Source organism: Halovenus carboxidivorans, assembly GCF_009831575.1.
GTDB classification, from domain to species: Archaea; Halobacteriota; Halobacteria; order Halobacteriales; family Haloarculaceae; genus Halovenus; species Halovenus carboxidivorans.
On sequence record NZ_WUUT01000003.1, the window covers coordinates 44385 to 60581 of the forward strand.

Annotated in this window: 14 protein-coding genes and 1 pseudogene; 7 read left to right on the plus strand and 8 right to left on the minus strand. The window is 59.0% G+C overall.

Going from position 1 to position 16197, the window contains the following annotated elements; genetic code table 11:
* Positions 1-25 precede the first annotated feature (25 nt).
* The gene (locus GRX03_RS08240) at positions 26-415 is read right to left on the minus strand and encodes a DUF7471 family protein (RefSeq protein WP_159763739.1); all 390 of its coding nucleotides are present in this window, start codon (positions 413-415) and stop codon (positions 26-28) included.
* A gap of 139 nt (positions 416-554) precedes the next feature.
* Between GRX03_RS08240 and GRX03_RS08245 the strand changes: the two genes are divergently transcribed.
* From GRX03_RS08245 to GRX03_RS08265, 5 genes are all read left to right on the plus strand, one after another.
* A complete protein-coding gene (locus tag GRX03_RS08245) occupies positions 555-1073 on the plus strand; it encodes a winged helix-turn-helix transcriptional regulator (RefSeq protein ID WP_368278196.1) in 519 nt (172 codons plus the stop codon).
* Positions 1074-1142: 69 nt separating this feature from the next.
* A complete protein-coding gene (locus GRX03_RS08250; protein WP_159763740.1) occupies positions 1143-1799 on the plus strand; it encodes a nitrous oxide reductase accessory protein NosL in 657 nt (218 codons plus the stop codon).
* 66 nt (positions 1800-1865) lie between these two features.
* Positions 1866-3755, plus strand: a complete 1890-nt coding sequence (locus GRX03_RS08255) for a NosD domain-containing protein (RefSeq protein WP_233739912.1) — start codon at positions 1866-1868, stop codon at positions 3753-3755.
* Positions 3745-4512 (plus strand): ABC transporter ATP-binding protein, encoded by a 768-nt coding sequence (locus GRX03_RS08260; RefSeq protein ID WP_159763742.1) that lies wholly within the window; start codon positions 3745-3747, stop codon positions 4510-4512. The genes GRX03_RS08255 and GRX03_RS08260 overlap by 11 nt, the downstream gene beginning before the upstream one ends.
* Complete coding sequence (locus GRX03_RS08265) at positions 4509-5333, plus strand: ABC transporter permease (RefSeq protein WP_159763743.1); 825 nt, start codon at positions 4509-4511, stop codon at positions 5331-5333. The genes GRX03_RS08260 and GRX03_RS08265 overlap by 4 nt, the downstream gene beginning before the upstream one ends.
* A 285-nt stretch (positions 5334-5618) precedes the next feature.
* Here the strand turns inward: GRX03_RS08265 and GRX03_RS08270 are convergent, their stop codons facing one another.
* The 4 genes and pseudogenes from GRX03_RS08270 to GRX03_RS08285 form a co-directional block, all read right to left on the minus strand.
* Positions 5619-6533, minus strand: a complete 915-nt coding sequence (locus tag GRX03_RS08270; protein WP_233739904.1) for an iron transporter — start codon at positions 6531-6533, stop codon at positions 5619-5621.
* Between the two features lie 259 nt (positions 6534-6792).
* Entirely contained in the window at positions 6793-8097 is a 1305-nt protein-coding gene (locus GRX03_RS08275) for a DUF7405 family protein (protein WP_159764160.1), read from the minus strand.
* A 1046-nt stretch (positions 8098-9143) separates the two neighbouring features.
* Positions 9144-9494: pseudogene (locus tag GRX03_RS08280) on the minus strand (IS6 family transposase); the annotation flags it as partial.
* 260 nt (positions 9495-9754) lie between these two features.
* Positions 9755-9964, minus strand: coding sequence for a hypothetical protein (locus GRX03_RS08285; RefSeq protein ID WP_159763745.1), 210 nt, complete (start codon positions 9962-9964; stop codon positions 9755-9757).
* Positions 9965-10282: 318 nt separating this feature from the next.
* Here GRX03_RS08285 and GRX03_RS08290 point away from each other — a divergent pair, with 318 nt between their 5' ends.
* Positions 10283-11461, plus strand: a complete 1179-nt coding sequence (locus GRX03_RS08290) for a M24 family metallopeptidase (protein WP_159763746.1) — start codon at positions 10283-10285, stop codon at positions 11459-11461.
* A gap of 172 nt (positions 11462-11633) precedes the next feature.
* The gene (locus GRX03_RS08295) at positions 11634-11783 is read left to right on the plus strand and encodes a hypothetical protein (RefSeq protein ID WP_159763747.1); all 150 of its coding nucleotides are present in this window, start codon (positions 11634-11636) and stop codon (positions 11781-11783) included.
* Between the two features lie 50 nt (positions 11784-11833).
* Here GRX03_RS08295 and GRX03_RS08300 read toward each other — a convergent pair whose 3' ends face one another.
* The 3 genes from GRX03_RS08300 to GRX03_RS08310 form a co-directional block, all read right to left on the minus strand.
* Positions 11834-13489, minus strand: a complete 1656-nt coding sequence (locus GRX03_RS08300) for a methyl-accepting chemotaxis protein (protein ID WP_159763748.1) — start codon at positions 13487-13489, stop codon at positions 11834-11836.
* Between the two features lie 135 nt (positions 13490-13624).
* The gene (gene ygfZ, locus GRX03_RS08305) at positions 13625-14716 is read right to left on the minus strand and encodes a CAF17-like 4Fe-4S cluster assembly/insertion protein YgfZ (protein WP_159763749.1); all 1092 of its coding nucleotides are present in this window, start codon (positions 14714-14716) and stop codon (positions 13625-13627) included.
* A 39-nt stretch (positions 14717-14755) separates the two neighbouring features.
* Positions 14756-16147 carry a carboxypeptidase-like regulatory domain-containing protein gene (locus tag GRX03_RS08310; protein ID WP_159763750.1) on the minus strand — a complete coding sequence of 464 codons (1392 nt, stop codon included), beginning with the start codon at positions 16145-16147 and terminating at the stop codon, positions 14756-14758.
* Positions 16148-16197: the final 50 nt, after the last annotated feature.

Below are 16197 nucleotides of genomic sequence, written 5' to 3' on the forward strand. Positions count from 1 at the left end.
GGGTCCGATACCAACCTGTGTGAACTTATTTCAGTCGAGTGTTTCCACCGTCAGTCGACAGGGAATCGTCCTCAGTCTCGCCCGTCGATGGTCCACTCCGAATAACGATGTATAGGATCAGGGCCGCGATCAAGAAATCGAACGTGTGCTCGATGAGATGATGAAGTACCATTGGTGTGTATCCCATCACGGTTCCAGCACCGATGACCGAACGCATAAACAGCGCTCCGACCGCCACCGCGATCAGCAAATACCGTCTTGACTGCCGCTGACGGTAAGCGAACAGCGCTATCACAAATAAGAGTCCAGTCCCGAGGCTGGCCAGTAGTATGATCCCAAGGAGAAGCGGTGAGGCTTCACCTGCCCACCCGTGGTGCGCATACAACAGTGTAACGACCCTGTCCGCTGGGATCATCGTACGCTTCGTTGTTGCTCTGCCGTTATGAATGTCGAGGTACGCTACTCGAAATCAAGCGATTCGACGCTCTCCAACACAAACCGAATCGCGTAGTTTAGATATCCTAAGAGCATAGCTGTAGGTAGGTGACTAACCAGTGACCAATACACGGTCGCGCATCCGCGACTGCATTAGCCGAAACCCCGGGATCCATTTCAACGATATCACCCGGGAACTCGACATTGCGACCGGTCAGACACAGTACCACCTCCGGAAGCTCACCCGAGCAGGTCACTTAGACAAGGAATCTATTGCAGGCCGCACGCACTACTATCCGCCCACGTATTCCGCATGGGAGCGAGAAGTGATTGCGCTGCTTCGCCGAGAAACGACACGCGAACTCGTATTGTTTCTGTTGCGCAACGACGCGACACCACCAGAAGAACTCGCAGCGCAACTCGACCTCGCACGGAGTACTGTCGAGTGGCATCTCTCACGACTTACAGAACATGATATCGTCCGCAAAGAGCCGATGGATGCCGACGACACCCGGATTGTCGTCACGCTCCCGGAGAAGGAAGCAATCTATCGACTGCTCAGAGAGATCGAACCGCACCTGCTTGATCGTCTTGTCGACCGGTTCTCGCGGCTCACTGACGATCTTCTTGATGAGTAATCACGCTTTTCTGGTTTTTCGAGACGAATACCAGATTTGGTTTGATGCCGAAGTGCAAACGTTTTGCTGATGAACCGACGAACAGTCCTCCAGACCTCCGCTGCAGTCGGCGTCGCCTCGGTAGCTGGTTGTTTGGGTGCGAGTGGCTCGAACGCTGAGGACCGACCCGATCCAGTCGATCTCTCAGGGACGAAATTCGACTACCAGGGTGGGATGGAGATCGGGACTCACGGCGGACCGAACGGTCAGATCTTCTACCGTGACAACCAGCCCAAGCCAGTCGCAGGCGCCGCGAGCCTGCGACTCACCCACGAGGGCCACGGTGATGAGGGTAGCGAATCCGGTGACCAGGCGAATCTAGCGTGGTTTCACACACTAGTCCACGGACTCTTTCCGTACCACTTTGAACGGCTGGATCGTGGCTGGGATGCTCAGGTGATCTACGTCACAGATTACAGTACCGTCGAGTGGGAACTCCCCGAGGACAGTTCTCGGCCGACCATGCCGTCGCCGACGGGTGCAGAGACTTTCGCCGACGCGGAAACGCTCTATTATGTGGGTGAGAGCACCGTGATGGGCGGGATGGGGCCCGCACTGCACCCGTTCTCCGAGGAGTCCGATGCTCGCTCCTTCGCAGAGCAGTACGACGGGACGGTTTACGAGTTCGGCGATATCGACCGAACGCTGATCGACGGTCTGCGGCGGGGCGCCGGCATGAACTCCTAACTCGATTCGGGAGACACACCAACGAAGCTAAATTCGGCTATATCTCAACTCTCTTTCGTGACCTCGATGTTCGGCTCGGCAATCGACAGAGCCATTCCGCTACGACTGGTCGGCATCGTGGGTTTTGTACTCGTCACCCTCTCAGTTGGCGTGTTTGTTATTGGCGCGGAGGGGACGGCTCCGGAACCAGTTCCGTTCGACGAGACGGTTGAGACGGGGATGGCTGCGGAAAACGAGCAGACGCTACGGGCGGCGGACGCAACCCTCCCCAAAGCCGAGGTCTTTCACTCGCAGTATCAGTTTGTTGTTGGCTACCGCGGCGTCGGATACATGATCGACGAATTACAGCAGTCGGGCCACACCCAGCAGTTTGGCCAACCCGTTGCGATCTACGTCTCCGATTATGCAGGAACGGACCCAACGCTGACGGAGGAAAGGTATCCGCAGACTGAAACTGAAGTCGACTGGGTCCGCGCTCGGGATGCGACATTCGTCGTCGACAGCGCGGCCCGGACCCCAGCTGGCGATGCGATTATTCCGTTCAGTTCGACCGGAGATGCTGCACAGTTCGCCGAGCAGCACGGCGGTGACCTGCTCGATTGGGAGGAACTCCGGAGCAAGAACATTGATCTCGATCACGCTGGCCTCGTCCGTGAGGGTGTCGAGACGAAACAAGCGAGTGCAAATGACAGCGTCGCTGCCGCCGAACCTCTGATCAACCGCTCAACGTCGGTTATCGTCGGTGAGGGCGCCCCGACGATCCAGGCGGCGATCGACGCCACAACCCCAGGAACAACGATCCGCGTTCCCCCGGGGACGTACACGGAAACGCTTCAGGTCAACCGACCAGTGACTATCCGAGGCCACAACGCGACGATACGTGGCGACGGCAACGGGTCCGTTATCACGATTGCCAGCGATGATGTTACACTCAGCGGACTCAGTATCGAGGGTGTCGGCCAATCGACCGAACCCGAGGAGGGTGAAGTTAATACCCAGCAGTGGGATTCGTTCGTCGAGTCCGGATACGGCCACAGCGACGCAGCCATCGAGGCAGAAAACGTCTCCAATCTGTTCGTCCACGAAGTCAGTATCACGACTCCGACCAGCGGCATTGTACTCCGTGATGTCAACGGTACTGTCGTCGATGGAATCTCCGTTGTTGGGTCCGAGGACCACAGAGATGGGTTCATGGGTGTTCTCTCGATCCGGTCACCGGTCGTCGTCCAGCATAGCACCTTCGAGGACGGCCGTGATGGGGTGTATCTCCACCGGGCCGATGGGTCAGTGGTCCGGGACAACCGTTTTGTCTCGAACCGATACGGCATCCATCTGATGTACACCTCCGACGCGCTGCTGGCCGACAACGTCGCCCGACGGGAGGCCTTCGCTGGAATCACGATTATGACTGAACCCGCCAGCAATGCCGTCGTCGGAAACGACGTTCGAAACTCAACTTCTGGACTCGATATTAGTGGCACACACACGTACGTTGGGGAGAATATCATCGCTAACAACGACCGCGCCATCTTGGGCGGCACCGACCAATCGCTGTACGAACGTAACGTTCTCTACGGCAACGAACTCGGCTTCCGAACCGGAACAATCCGCCCTTCGAACCGGGTCGTGAGAAATGACTTTGTCGACAACGAGCAATCGGTACAGGTCGGCTCTGGGCCCCTTCGGATCTGGACACACGACAGCAACGGCAACTACTGGTCGAAGCGACCGACAGCGTTCAGCGACGGTTTGTACTCCCCGACAGCCCGGCTTGATTCCAACCTTCGAGAGCCGGGAGTCGGCGCACTCTCCCGATCACCGGCAGCGACGATACTCGAAACCGTCAGAGAAACAGTGGCTGGCTCCCGGGAGAGCCAGGTTGTCGATACCGCGCCACGCTCAGAGCCCGTTCGCCCACAGACAATCACAGCACTTGAAGAAACTCATGACGACTAACCAGACAACAGCATCCCGTTCGAACGGTGCCTCAGACGACGAGACTGCTCTCGTTGCCGATGGAGTTACGCGAGAGTTTGGCTCGGTGACCGTCGTTAAAGATGTCTCGCTGACAGTCCGCCGCGGCGAACTTCACGCCCTGATCGGCCCAAACGGTTCTGGAAAAACAACTCTGTTAGAACTGCTAGCTGGCATCCGACAACCGACCACTGGAACAGTTCGCGTTGAAGCCGAGACACAGCCCCGCACAATCGGGTATCTCCCGCAGCGCCCCGAGTTCCGGCCGTCGTTTACTGCCCTTGAGACGCTCACATTCTACGCGTCATTGGTCGATGACGACCCCGAGGCCCTACTCTCACGCGTTGGGCTGAGCGATGCGGCCAACCGTCGTGTCGAGGACCTCTCTGGCGGGATGACTCGACTGTTGGCGCTGGGGCAAGCACTGGCCGGTGATCCCCCGATCGTGTTGCTCGACGAACCGGGAAGCGGTCTCGATCCGGGAATGCGCGCGCGAATGATCGACATCGCCCGGTCGCTGGCAGCGGAGGGTGCTGCTGTCCTCTACAGCACTCACGACCTCGCGCTCGCTGAACAGCACTGCGACCGGATCAGCCTCGTTGACGCCGGTCACGTTGTCGAGACAGCGCCACCGGAGGCGCTGCTCACAGACCACGACACGACGACCCTCAGGGGTGTCTTCGAGGGAGTGGCGGGCGGATCGGACGACGCTGTCACTGTACTGGGGGCCGACCGATGACCGACACTCCTGCAGTGTCGCCGGCACAGTCGGTACAGTCAGTTGCGGTCCGCGAACTGTTCACCGTCGGTCGTGCTCGAAGTCTGCTAGCGCTGTTCGCGGGACTGGTGGCAGTCGTGGTCGGCATCGGTGTTCTCGGCGGCGCACCGCGATACCTCCCGACTGTCGCAGATCTGCTCTTACCAATGGAGTTGCTCGTCCCAACGGTCGCGTTCGCCCTTGGCTATCGGCCGATTGCCTCCGACGCAGAACGTGGTGAGTTGGCTGTGCTCAAAACGTACCCGCTCCGTGTTCGAGACTACGTCTTCGGCGTCTTTCTGGGCCGTGCGATCGCACTGGTGGTAATGCTCCTTGTGCCGCTGGTCTGCCTCGGCGGGTATCTTGCGGTGACCAGTACCGAGACACCCTCGTTACTCGCAACGCAGCAAGGCGCTGATTCGCCAATCATCTACGCCCGGTTTCTTCTGTTGACAGTTCTGTTCGGACTGACAATTCTCGCCCTCTCGCTTGCGGTGTCGGCGGTGGCCCGTTCGCGCCGGACGGCGCTCGTTCTCGCCGGTGCGGCGCTGCTCTTTGTTGTCGTGGTCGTCGATCTGTTGATTCTTCGTGGGTTCGCTGCCGGACGGATCGGCAGTGATCTGTTGTTGGTCGTCCTCGCGGTTTCGCCGACCAGCGCGTACCGTGGCCTCGTCTTCGAGACTGCTCTCGACACGCCAGGACTTGCTGTTGCACAGGCGTCGGTCCCGCTCAGCCTCGCTGGCCTCGTCCTCTGGCTAGTTGGTTCGCTACTCGTCACCGCCGCTGCACTCAGCCGCGAGTGAAGATCTCCAAACATCCACCTTTCTCAGTAGCTCTGTCGATACCCAATTCGGCAGACCGACACACGGTTCGTGAATTCAGTGTCGAGCAGTGACCGAACTGCAGGTGTTCGTTGAGTTCAACACGAACGCTGCTGGGGTTCGACAGAAGGCGATCTGCAGATCAGCAAAAGTTGTCTGTTTAATCATGAACTCAGTTCCGGCGTCTACAATTGCTTTATGACCCGTCTAACATTTGCGACGGGTATCAGAACTGATTCGATTCGAACGAGCTTGGCAACGGCTATTCTATTCGACAGCGAGAGTCACGTCGTTCATACCGCCCATGAGTCCGCCAAATGCCGTCTCGTAGCCTTCGTGTCGTGCGGTCTGTGGCTGGGTTGTTACCTGTAATGTGAGCTCGTCACCAGATTCAACGCTATCCACCACTGCACCGTAGTGGTAGTTTAGTTCTGGATCCAGGGTTCGGGTAAACTCACCATCATAGACTGTCTCGTCTCCCCGCAACAATGTGCCTTCTATACCCATCGCAGGGATGACCATCTGATTATATCGTGTCCGTGAGGAGACAGCGATGTACTGGCCATCTCCATCAATACCGGCTGGAGGCGATTCTATAACAGTGACGACAAACTGTGCATCGTTGCTCATTCCAGTGCCGATCACCCTCCCGGGAAGGGTACTCTCCGAGGGTGCACGTGAGTCTGGCATCATCTCCATCTCCCTCGGGTCGACAGCACCATTCGTTCCGGCCTCAGTATCGAAGCGTTCGAATGAAATCTCGTTTCGCTCCTGTTCACTGTACTCGAATGGAATGTCAGCAGTTGTCGGTTCAGAGAAACGATCCTGAAACGACCCAGTTCGTCGGGTTGTCATGGCACCAACATTCAGCCTGACCGTATACGCACCATCGCCGCTGAGACCAAAGTTCGCACCATAATGGAACCCCATTGGCTGTGAGAGCATCGGATAGATCGTTTCCTGTGACACCAGTGAGTCATCCTGGTAGATTTCAACAGACAGTCCAGTGTCGGGGAGGACAGTCCCCGTTTCAGGATCCCACACATTCGCCATCAAATGGATAGCGTCATCATCCTCGATCTCAGTGAGAGTAGTTGAGTCACCGTTGACGTTCCAGAATCGGTGAGCGTAACTGTACATAAGCCCGAAAGCGTAGTCGCCTTGCTCGGCTGTTCCTGACATCTTCATCCCCTCGATGTGGCTTGGAATGTAGATGCCATCAGGTCGGTTCTCAACAATAGATGGGACACCGCTAGATTGTGTCTGAGAATTGGACGGTTCATCGTCTGACCCAGCCGAGCCAAGACAGCCGGCAACTGCGGCTGACACCGTGAAAGCTGACGCAGTCTGAAGAAATCGACGGCGATCCATGTATCGTGGTTAGTCAAAGAGAGAAAGACAATTTTGGTATGTCCGTCGAATCGCGAATAAAACGCTGTCGTTAGGACGACGATTCGGGCTGAGGCATCGGTACCGATCGGTGTCGTCGCGGTGGAATGAGGAAATATCCACGACGGCGAACGAAAATATACTCCAGAATGCCATTATTGACGCGCTGGCGAATCGCCGGCGTGACCTGCGTCAAATCCGTGCCGTTCATCGCACGACGAACCTCCTCAAAATCAGAAACTCGACGCTGGAGAGACGGGAAATGAAGGCTCGCAACGCTCTGATCAGACCCGATATCGTCGGTCGATTCAAAATGGCGACGGAGGAGCTTTACATTCCCCTCTGCGTCTCGGTTCGCGCGGGCGGCCTTCTGTGCGTGACCGACTCGCCCATGCGTTTCCGCATCTGCTTCGATGTTGTCGACGAACTCATCAATACCACTGTTGTCTTCCAGGTTCGACCCAATTCCCTCAACAAGATCGTTCTCAGCATGCCCCGGACTGAACATCTCCATCACGCGCTCATCGAAGGACTGTTCTTCGTACCAGTCATCAAGACGCTGGCGGAGATTTGAGAGTGCCATCGTCGTACCCCCCGAAAACGGGCCTTCTTCTATTGTGACGTAGTCTTCAGTCGCCTGGTTTCCTTTGAAGCCGGCCTCAAATCCCATGAACAGTGGTGAGTCTTCCGGAACTGGATTTGAATCGGGGATGCCTTCAGCGTCTTGGCGCTCGGCAGGAAGTCCAGCGCCAACGAACCCGGTTCGGCGTGAGTCAATCGTTGCCACGTCGGTTAGTTGGGCTTCAACGGACTCGCCATTTGCCGTGTCACGTTCGCCACGGAGTGCCTGCTCAGCTTCAAGGACAACATCGGCACGGTCGCTTGCGAGGTGGAGTACTGCATCTTGGGTATCGAATGTCGGGGACTCAAACGGGGAGAGGGCCCTCGGTTGTGGGAGTGTCACCTGCTCAGGAAGTGATTGGTCGAACCGCTCAAAGTACGACGCCGAGTAGGCGATCGTATGCAACAATCCCTCGTTACTCCACTCGTAGCCTCTATCCAATACAGTCAGAGATTCCTCAAGTGTTGATCGGGTTTCGGGAGACGGTCGGCCCTCTTCGTCGAAGTTGACATAGAGCAGGATCTGATGCTTTGGGAGCTGTGAATTATCGTACTTATCATGTCTGATATACTCACGCCAAGCGTGTTGACGCGGTGGCTTGGCGGCTGGATCACCGGATGGGATTGGCTCAGAGCCGCCATTGTTCAGACAGGCGCTCAGTGCACTCGCACCGCCAATCGCCACAGCTGTTTTGAGAATTTGTCTGCGTGACGGATTGCCATCAAACGAGTCCATTGATATCCTAACTATGAGAGCCAACAGCAAGCAATATTTTGGTCCAGTTCTCGAATAGGCAAATTGATTTTTCATTCAATACGTCCTAAGCACTCAGTGCAGAGGGCTCAATCTACCAGTACTCGACTGAATAGGTGGAAATTCACATATGAAGAAAGAGCCAGACCAACAATAACCCCAACCCCACCAATTAGCCAATATAATTTGCTAATTATGGTCATACTCACCAGTATAGCAACACCAAGAAGGGTGACCTGAGTTAGCACACCTAATGATAGTTGGTACCCATATTAAAAACTCAGCTTTGGGAATTTTCACGCAATTACTAGAAAACTGAGCGGTTATAAATGATTGTTTGACACGCTAAACAAGTACCGTTGTGGACCGTTGGCCGCCGATGGTGCGGGGGCGGCAGCCTGGGCAGCCCTGAGTACCTGATCCTGAGCTTCCTTCTATTCCGAGCCGGCTCCCGAGCTGTTAGTACTTGTAGTTGGGGACTGGAAATCGGAGCTGCGTTGTCGCTGTTCTTTGATCGCGTTTCGTGGCTCGGAACTCTCCCCAGCATCCCAATTATGATTGTTCTAACACGCATGGTCCCGAGTCGACTCGTTGACCTCAGTGTCGTTATGACAACCGAAGAAAGTGAGAACTCATGGTCGGGTGGCATCAGGACGACACGCACACTGATCTCGGGAAGTGCCACTTCCAAATCGACACCCAGGGAGAAACGGTTCAACGAGAGACGGCGACGTTTCTTGATTCGCATCCGTTGAACGTGTTCGACCAGCGAATCGACGATTTTGTGTACATCCTCACCGCACTAACGTGGGAAAATACCATCCCAGAAGTCCCCCAATGAGCGATTCGGTGATCGGCGGTACCCCCCGAATCGACTGACTGTTTCGCCCCTCCTCTCGTTCTGGTTTTCAAATTGCAATTGGGGTGAGGGTGGCCTCACAGTATATGATCCCCGGTACTGGCGTCGGTTGCATCATATTTGCCGGTTGCTCACGGGCTTGCCCCAGACCGTAGTTTTGATCGCTATTTGTTGTCGGCTCAAGCTGTGTATGTAGTAATTCGTTTGTTTCTGGATCGACGGCAGCGTACAGCCAGTATTGTTCATCATCGAGTTGGATCACGGTCTCGTCGACGGCAACGTGATTCGGATTGTGTCCATTTGTGGGCTGTAAATCAGCCTTGTGAACCCAATTATGGACGGTGGATCGTGCGCGTTGAACACCAAATATTTCGAGAATTGAAACAGTATTAGATAATGATAAGCCAGCAAGATGGAGTTGAATACTGAGCTTCATCAACAGTCGTGGTGTTGCTTCTCGCTCCACAAAATCTAAGTCACACTGGGCGATACTACCGCTGAGGCGTGTGTTTTCGGGCATGGACACTTTGAAAACACTACGCCTCACTCTTCAATCCTTATCTGAACACCGCCGTTGAAATCAGTCGGCGTACATAGGTACAGGAGAGGGTGTTGGCACGCGTCGTACCCGATGTTGCTGGCTTGGATTGCATTCTATTTAGGCACATACTGCGGATAGCACACCAGTCGTCTCTGGATTCTATCAAGACGTGCCGTGCAAGATGGACGGCGCATATCTTGCACGGCTGAATGAACAGGGAGTGTCTCTTTGCCGGAGGGTTAGTCGGATCCGGCGACGGGGAGTGGCACGCTCTTGACGACGTGTAGATAAAGAATCGTTACGACAAGTCCGACAAGCACAAAACTTCCAACTGACACCAGAAGGCCGGCGAACGGGACCGGGAAGCCCCGAACAGCGAGCATTCCCAGCGCGACAAAGACGATACCTGCAAACAGTGCCTGCATCAGCGACGCGCCGTTCGCAGTCATGTCACGCCGTTCATCTGCCTATCGGATAAGTCCCCCTCCTCTCACGACGACGGGTACCGCTGTGCTGAATAGATACTCTGCATCTTGCAAGGCATTTCTGATATATTCCTGATATACAGTATTCCTCAGCGGTCACTGTCTCACCTGTATTGACCGCTCGATTCCCCTTGCTGTTCAAGAATCAAAGGATGCTGCATATTCGCCTTCCATCTTGCACGGCACATCCTGACAAAATCAAAAAGAACTGTTTCGTTATCTCCGGCACGAACCCCTGCGGAAAGCGGGGAGATTGAAGTGTGGCCCCTCCCTTGCTCGGGTATGGAACCCGACCTCACTCAATTGGACGAGTATCTCGACGAGGCCGGTGTCGACGGCTATCTCGTCGACGCCGACTCCGAAGACGCAGACCAGTACTACCTCTCCGGCTTCGACGCCCCCGACCCGTTCGTCACGCTGTACGACGGCGACGTACGACTGCTGTTCACCCGCAGTCTGGAGTACGGCCGCGCAAAGAAGGAGGCCCGAGCCGAGACGGTCGAGCGCGGGGCCGATTTCGGCTACGCCGAGAAGGCCCAGGAGTACGGCCCCCAGGAGGCCCGGAGTCGCGTCATCGCGGCGTTTCTCGACAGCCACGGCGTCGGCTCGGTCGCCACCCCACCCCGGTTTCCCCTCCAGACTGCCGACGGCCTGCGGGAGCAGGGCATCGAGGTGACGGCGGACGATTCGGGCGCAGTGACCGAGGTCCGGGCGACGAAGACCGACGAGGAAATCGAGTACATCCGCGAGGCTCAGCGCGCCAACGAGGCCGCGATGGCCCGCGCCGAGGAACTGATCAGTGCTGCCGAGACCAACGCCGACGGCGAACTCGTCCTCGACGGGGCGGTGTTGACCAGCGAGCGCGTCACCGAGGAGATCGAAGTCACGCTGTTGCGCCACGGCTGTGCGCTGGACGAGACCATCGTCGCCTGCGGCGCGGACGCCGCTGACCCACACGACCGCGGGAGCGGTCCGTTGCTCACCGACGAACCGATCATCATCGACATCTTCCCGCGCAACAAACGCTCGCGGTACCACGCCGACATGACGCGGACCTTCTGTCACGGCGACCCGAGCGAGGCCCTCCGGGAGTGGTTCGAGTTGACCGACCGCGCGCGCGAGGCCGCTATCGAGGCCGTCGAACCGGGCGTCGAAACCGACGTGGTCCACGGCGCCGCCTGTGACGTGTACGAGGACGCCGGCCTCCCGACGCTGCGAAGCGACCCGACGACCGAGACTGGCTTCATCCACAGCACCGGCCACGGCCTCGGCCTCGATGTCCACGAGATGCCGAGCGTCGCCGAGAGCGGCGAGACGCTGCAACCCGGCCACGTCATCACCATCGAACCGGGCCTGTACGACCCCGAGGTCGGCGGGGTCCGGATCGAGGATCTACTCGTCGTCACCGAAGACGGTTACGAGAATCTGACGGAGTACGACATCGAACTCGCGGTCGCCTGAGCGGGTGTGCGGACGGTTCTCATTGGCGGGATTACATCATGAACATTTATTATGGATGGGCGTCCATGTAGTGATACCATGATCGCGCTCGGGGTACGTGTACGTTGCCTTGCCCACCAGTAGACGACAGATCAGCCCGTTGACTATTTCGCCGACACACCACACCCAAATCATGAGCACAAAATCGACCCCGAACGCAGCAGAGATTCGCACCGACCGAACGACACTGACCGTCCGCAACGCGCCGCGAACCTTCGACCCGTACAACACGAACGACGCGCCGCGGATGTTCGCGGACAAGTGGCAGGATATCGAGAACTGAGCTTCTTTAGCCGGAGACGGTGACTGCTCCCGATTACTTTGCCAGAGCCGTCAGTCCCGACTGCCGGTGAGCCGTTCGAGATGTCCGTCGACGCGGTCCGCCAGGTCGACGTGTTCGTCGTTCTGCTCGGCGATGTCGCTGATGTTGTCCGTGATCTCCTCGGCGGCTTCGACGGTGTCGTTGATCATCGAGGCGACTTCCTCGGCGCTGGCCGCCTGATCGTCGGTCACCGTCGCGACCTGTTCGATCCCGTCCGCCGTCTCGTCGATCGCGGCGGTGACTCCCTCGATACTGCCCTGGACCTGACTGACGGTGTCCCTGCCGTCGTGAATCTGTTCGTTGACCGACCGAAGGCTGTTGACGGTCGCGTCGGTGTCCGCCTGGATCGACTGCACCATCTCCTCGATCCTGTCGGCGTGGGTCTGTGACTCGCCCGCAAGTTGTTTGATTTCGTCGGCGACGACCCCGAATCCCTCGCCGGCCTCGCCCGCCCGCGCGGCCTCGATAGAGGCGTTGAGCGCCAGCATGTTCGTCTGTTCGGCGATGTTGTCGATCATCTCGACGATCTCGTCGATCTCCTCGACCCGACTCTGGAGTTCTTGGATGTCGTCGACGACGCTGTCGGTCGCGTCGGCAATCTCGCCCATCGTCTCCTCGGCGTGGTTCGCGGCCTCGCTGCCGGTGCGTGCCTCCTCGACGGCGTCGGCGGCGGTGTTGCTCACGGAATCCGCCGTCGAGGCGATTTCTTCGACGGACGCGCTCATGTTGTTGATCTCGTTCGACACCTCCTGTAGCGACGACGCCTGCTGATCGGCGGCACCCGAAATCGAGTCCGCTCGGGCCGCGATGTTCTCCGTCGACGACCGGAGCCGCTGGCTGTCGTCGGCGATCTCGCTGACGATCTCCTCCAGTTCCGCCAGAGTGCCGTTCAGCGTCTCGACCACTCCCGTCACGTCGTCTTCGACGTGTTCGAGCGAGAGATCCGTCGCCCGAGCGGTGAGATCACCCTCCTCGACGGTCGCGAGCGTCTCGGTCAGTTCGTCGACGAGCGTCTTGAGATCCTGCTGCTTGCGCACGTCTTCGGTCCGGTCCTCGACGTACTCGACGACCCCGACGAACTCCTCGTCTTCGTACAGCGGCGCGGCACTGAACCGGATGTAGCGGGTGTTTCCGTCGGCGTCGTCGAACGTCGACTCGTCCTGGTACAGCTCGAAATCGACCCAGTCGACGCGTTCGACGTCGTAGGCGACGTGCGTCGGCGTCGGATCGGTCTCTGATCCGCCGTGCGTGTCGATGATTTTGTCCGCAAGCGTCTTCGCGCGGCGTCCGTCGTGATACCAGACCGTGCTGAGTTGGTCCGCGGCCTTGGCCTGGTCCTCGTCGCTGCCGGTCAGTTCCTCCATCCCCTCGTTCCAGACCAGCGCGTTCCCCTCGGCGTCGGTCACGAACATGGGGGCTTTGGTCAGATGGAGGATCTGATGGAAGTTCTTCGGGAACGCCTCGATCTGACGGGACGGGTCCGACTCGTCGGCTGTCGCAACCGGACCCTGATCGTCCGCCTCCGTCGACACCGGTCCACCGTCGCTCAGTGGGACGGCGTTCCCGTCGGATGAATCCGGTTCTGTCTCTGAGTCCGTCCCGTGTTCCCGCGTATCGGCCGTCCGCTGGGATTCACTCGTGTCGTTGCCACCGGTCCCGGGGAGCATACTGTACACGCCTTGCCACATCTCAGGTAACGCTCACCACTATCCCCTCATATATTCGTCCGTCGGATTATCTGCATTGATACTGCCAAAGAGAGTACGTCGTCCGAGACTGGAGACGCGCGCCGACCAAATCTCTCAGTACGACGGCAGCCGTGCCGACTGGTCCGACCCGTCGACGAACGGCAGGTGCTGTCCCTCGGCGGGCGACTCCTCACCGTCGATCCGAACGGTCAGGTTCGCCTCGCCAATCGACGCCGCAACGTCTCGGTCCAGTAGCGCGAGCGCGGCGGGCGTATCGAGCATCGGGCTCTCGCACGCCCGCGTGACCTCTCCGGCGGTCTCGTCGCCGGCGAAGACGGTCGCACCGGCCTCGGGGACGGCGTCGGTCGTCAGCCCGACCAGTCGCTTCGTCGCCTGGCCGCGGTTTTCGACCCGAGAGACGACCTCCTGGCCGACGAAACAGCCCTTCTCGAAGTCGACGGCGTTGCGGAGACCGAGGTTGTTCGGCACCTCGTCTTCCAGTTCTGTCTCGAACAGCGGCGTCCCGGCTTCGAGCGTGAGCGACTCCCAGGTCTGGTAGCCGAAGGGCGCGGCGTTCAGTCCCCGGTTTTCCAGCGTGTCGAAAACGTCTCGGGCGTCTTCGGCCCGACAGATCACCTCGTAGCCCTCCTCTCCGGTGAGCCCGTCCGTCCGGACGACGGTCACGCCGGCGTCGCCCATCGACCCCCGGACGAAGGTCAACTGCTCGTCGGGCGTCTGGACGTTGCAGACGCTCGCAATCTTCTCCGTCGCTTTCGCGCCGTGGACGCCGAAGACGGCGAACTCCTCGGTCGCGTCCTCTATGTCCACGTCCTGGATGAACGTCTTCTCCTGCCACTCGCTGGCGATTTCCGGTCCCTTCCCCGGCGGTAGTACGACGAGCAGGCGTTCGCCGGCGTTGTAGACGTACATCTCGGTCCGGATCCGCCCCTGGGGGTTCAACAGCAGGGCGTAGACGCCGCGTTCCTCCTCGCTCGGAACCTGGTTCGAGACGGCGTTGTCGACGTACTCGACGCGGTCGTCGCCGGTGACGACGACCACGTCGTAGGCGTGCTCGATGACGCCGACGACGTTACGGACCGCTCGGTGGGTCCTGGCCGGACGGCCGTACTCCGCGACGACGCGCCGGCCGCCGCGCTCGACGAACGTCGCCTCGTGGCCCTCGTGAACGGACGGAAGGATAGTCATACTTCGATGCAGGACGGCTGGAGAGTTAAGAAGCGCGTTCTACGCCGACCGCCGACGGACGCCGAGCAACGCCACCGCGATCAGCGCACCCAGCGCCGCGAACAGCCCGAAGCCGGGACCGATTGCATCGCCCCCCTCCGAACCGTTACCGTCGGTGCCGTCCGCACCGTCGCTGTCGGTGCCGTCCGTGCCGTCGCCGTCGGTGCCATCTTCACCATCTGTACCGTCTTCACCGTCCGTGCCATCCTCCCCGTCCGTGCCGTCCTCGCCGTCGGTGCCGTCCCCCTGGTTGGCGTCGACGCCCTGGAGCGTCACCGAATCTGTGAGTCCGCGGTACGAGGCGGTGATCGTGTTCTCGCCGGCCTGGGTGATGTTGAATACGACCTGTCCCTGCCCGTTCGTCTCGCCAACTGTCTCCCCGTTCAGTCCGACCGTCACCCCCTCCACGGGGTCACCGTACGCGTTCGTGATCGTCACCTGCGTCGGCTGTCCGACGACAATCGCATCCTGCAGTTGGTTGATGCTGATCGACGGAACCCGCTGTGTGGTGAGTGTGAGCGAGGCCGGTTCCTCCCCGAGATTCAGCGTTTCGGAGGTGTTGAGATATCCGTCGAGGGAGACGGAGACTTCGTACTGGGTGTTGACCCGCAGGATGCCCTCCGTTCGGCCGTTCTCTTCGGTCTGTATCTGTCTCGTACTCTCGTCGCTGTTGATCGTAATCTGTGCCCCTTCGAGGGGTCGTGGCTCCTGGAAGTAATCGTCGAAGACGGCAAACTCGACGTTGACACGGCTCCGTTCGAGTTCGATCGTCTCCGAGACCGAACTACTGTTTACGTTGACAGATTCCTCCGCGGTGATAAATCCCGACCGGAGGACATCGACGGTGTAGTTGCGCTGTTCCACGCCCGAGATCTCGGCCGTCCCGTCGGGTCCGGTGAAAGCGACATCGACGACGGTGTTCTGTCCCTGGAACAGCCGTATCCGGGCGTCGTTGACCGGCATCCCCTCGCTGTCGACGACGGAGAACTGGGCCTGGCCGCGTGGGGCCATCTCGATCCGCAAGACCCCGTCGATCTCGCTCGCGGTCCGGGTCACTGGCTGTCTGTTTCTGACGAACTCGCCGTCGGTATCGTTCACGGTGAACTCGACCTCGGTGTCCCTCGGTACGTCGAGTAACACCCGTCCGCTCGAGGTCGTCGTGTCGGTGCTGGTGCCGTTGTCCCACTCCGCGACCACCTCGATATCGGAGAGGGTCCTGCCAGAGCGGTCTTCGACGACGACCTCGACTTCGACGAGGTCCTGCTGTGCGACAGCCGCAGACTCGGTGGTCTCCGTGCCGGGGTCCGTATTCTCGGCGCTCACGGCGCCGGCGGCCCCGAAAAGGACCACGACGACCGCGAGCGCGGAGACCAACGCCCTCGTTCGGAACATATGTAGATCATCGGCAACACTTCTTAAATGCCTACCGGCCACCGACCGCA

Coding starts and splice junctions, on each gene's coding strand:
- ygfZ (WP_159763749.1), bottom strand. CDS start 14,716: ATGACTATCCTTCCGTCCGTTCACGAGGGCCACGAGGCGACGTTCGTC.
- GRX03_RS08275 (WP_159764160.1), bottom strand. CDS start 8,097: ATGGACTCGTTTGATGGCAATCCGTCACGCAGACAAATTCTCAAAACA.
- GRX03_RS08255 (WP_233739912.1), top strand. CDS start 1,866: ATGTTCGGCTCGGCAATCGACAGAGCCATTCCGCTACGACTGGTCGGC.
- GRX03_RS08310 (WP_159763750.1), bottom strand. CDS start 16,147: ATGTTCCGAACGAGGGCGTTGGTCTCCGCGCTCGCGGTCGTCGTGGTC.
- GRX03_RS08260 (WP_159763742.1), top strand. CDS start 3,745: ATGACGACTAACCAGACAACAGCATCCCGTTCGAACGGTGCCTCAGAC.
- GRX03_RS08300 (WP_159763748.1), bottom strand. CDS start 13,489: ATGCTCCCCGGGACCGGTGGCAACGACACGAGTGAATCCCAGCGGACG.
- GRX03_RS08270 (WP_233739904.1), bottom strand. CDS start 6,533: ATGTCAGGAACAGCCGAGCAAGGCGACTACGCTTTCGGGCTTATGTAC.
- GRX03_RS08285 (WP_159763745.1), bottom strand. CDS start 9,964: ATGACTGCGAACGGCGCGTCGCTGATGCAGGCACTGTTTGCAGGTATC.
- GRX03_RS08265 (WP_159763743.1), top strand. CDS start 4,509: ATGACCGACACTCCTGCAGTGTCGCCGGCACAGTCGGTACAGTCAGTT.
- GRX03_RS08240 (WP_159763739.1), bottom strand. CDS start 415: ATGATCCCAGCGGACAGGGTCGTTACACTGTTGTATGCGCACCACGGG.
- GRX03_RS08295 (WP_159763747.1), top strand. CDS start 11,634: ATGAGCACAAAATCGACCCCGAACGCAGCAGAGATTCGCACCGACCGA.
- GRX03_RS08250 (WP_159763740.1), top strand. CDS start 1,143: ATGAACCGACGAACAGTCCTCCAGACCTCCGCTGCAGTCGGCGTCGCC.
- GRX03_RS08290 (WP_159763746.1), top strand. CDS start 10,283: ATGGAACCCGACCTCACTCAATTGGACGAGTATCTCGACGAGGCCGGT.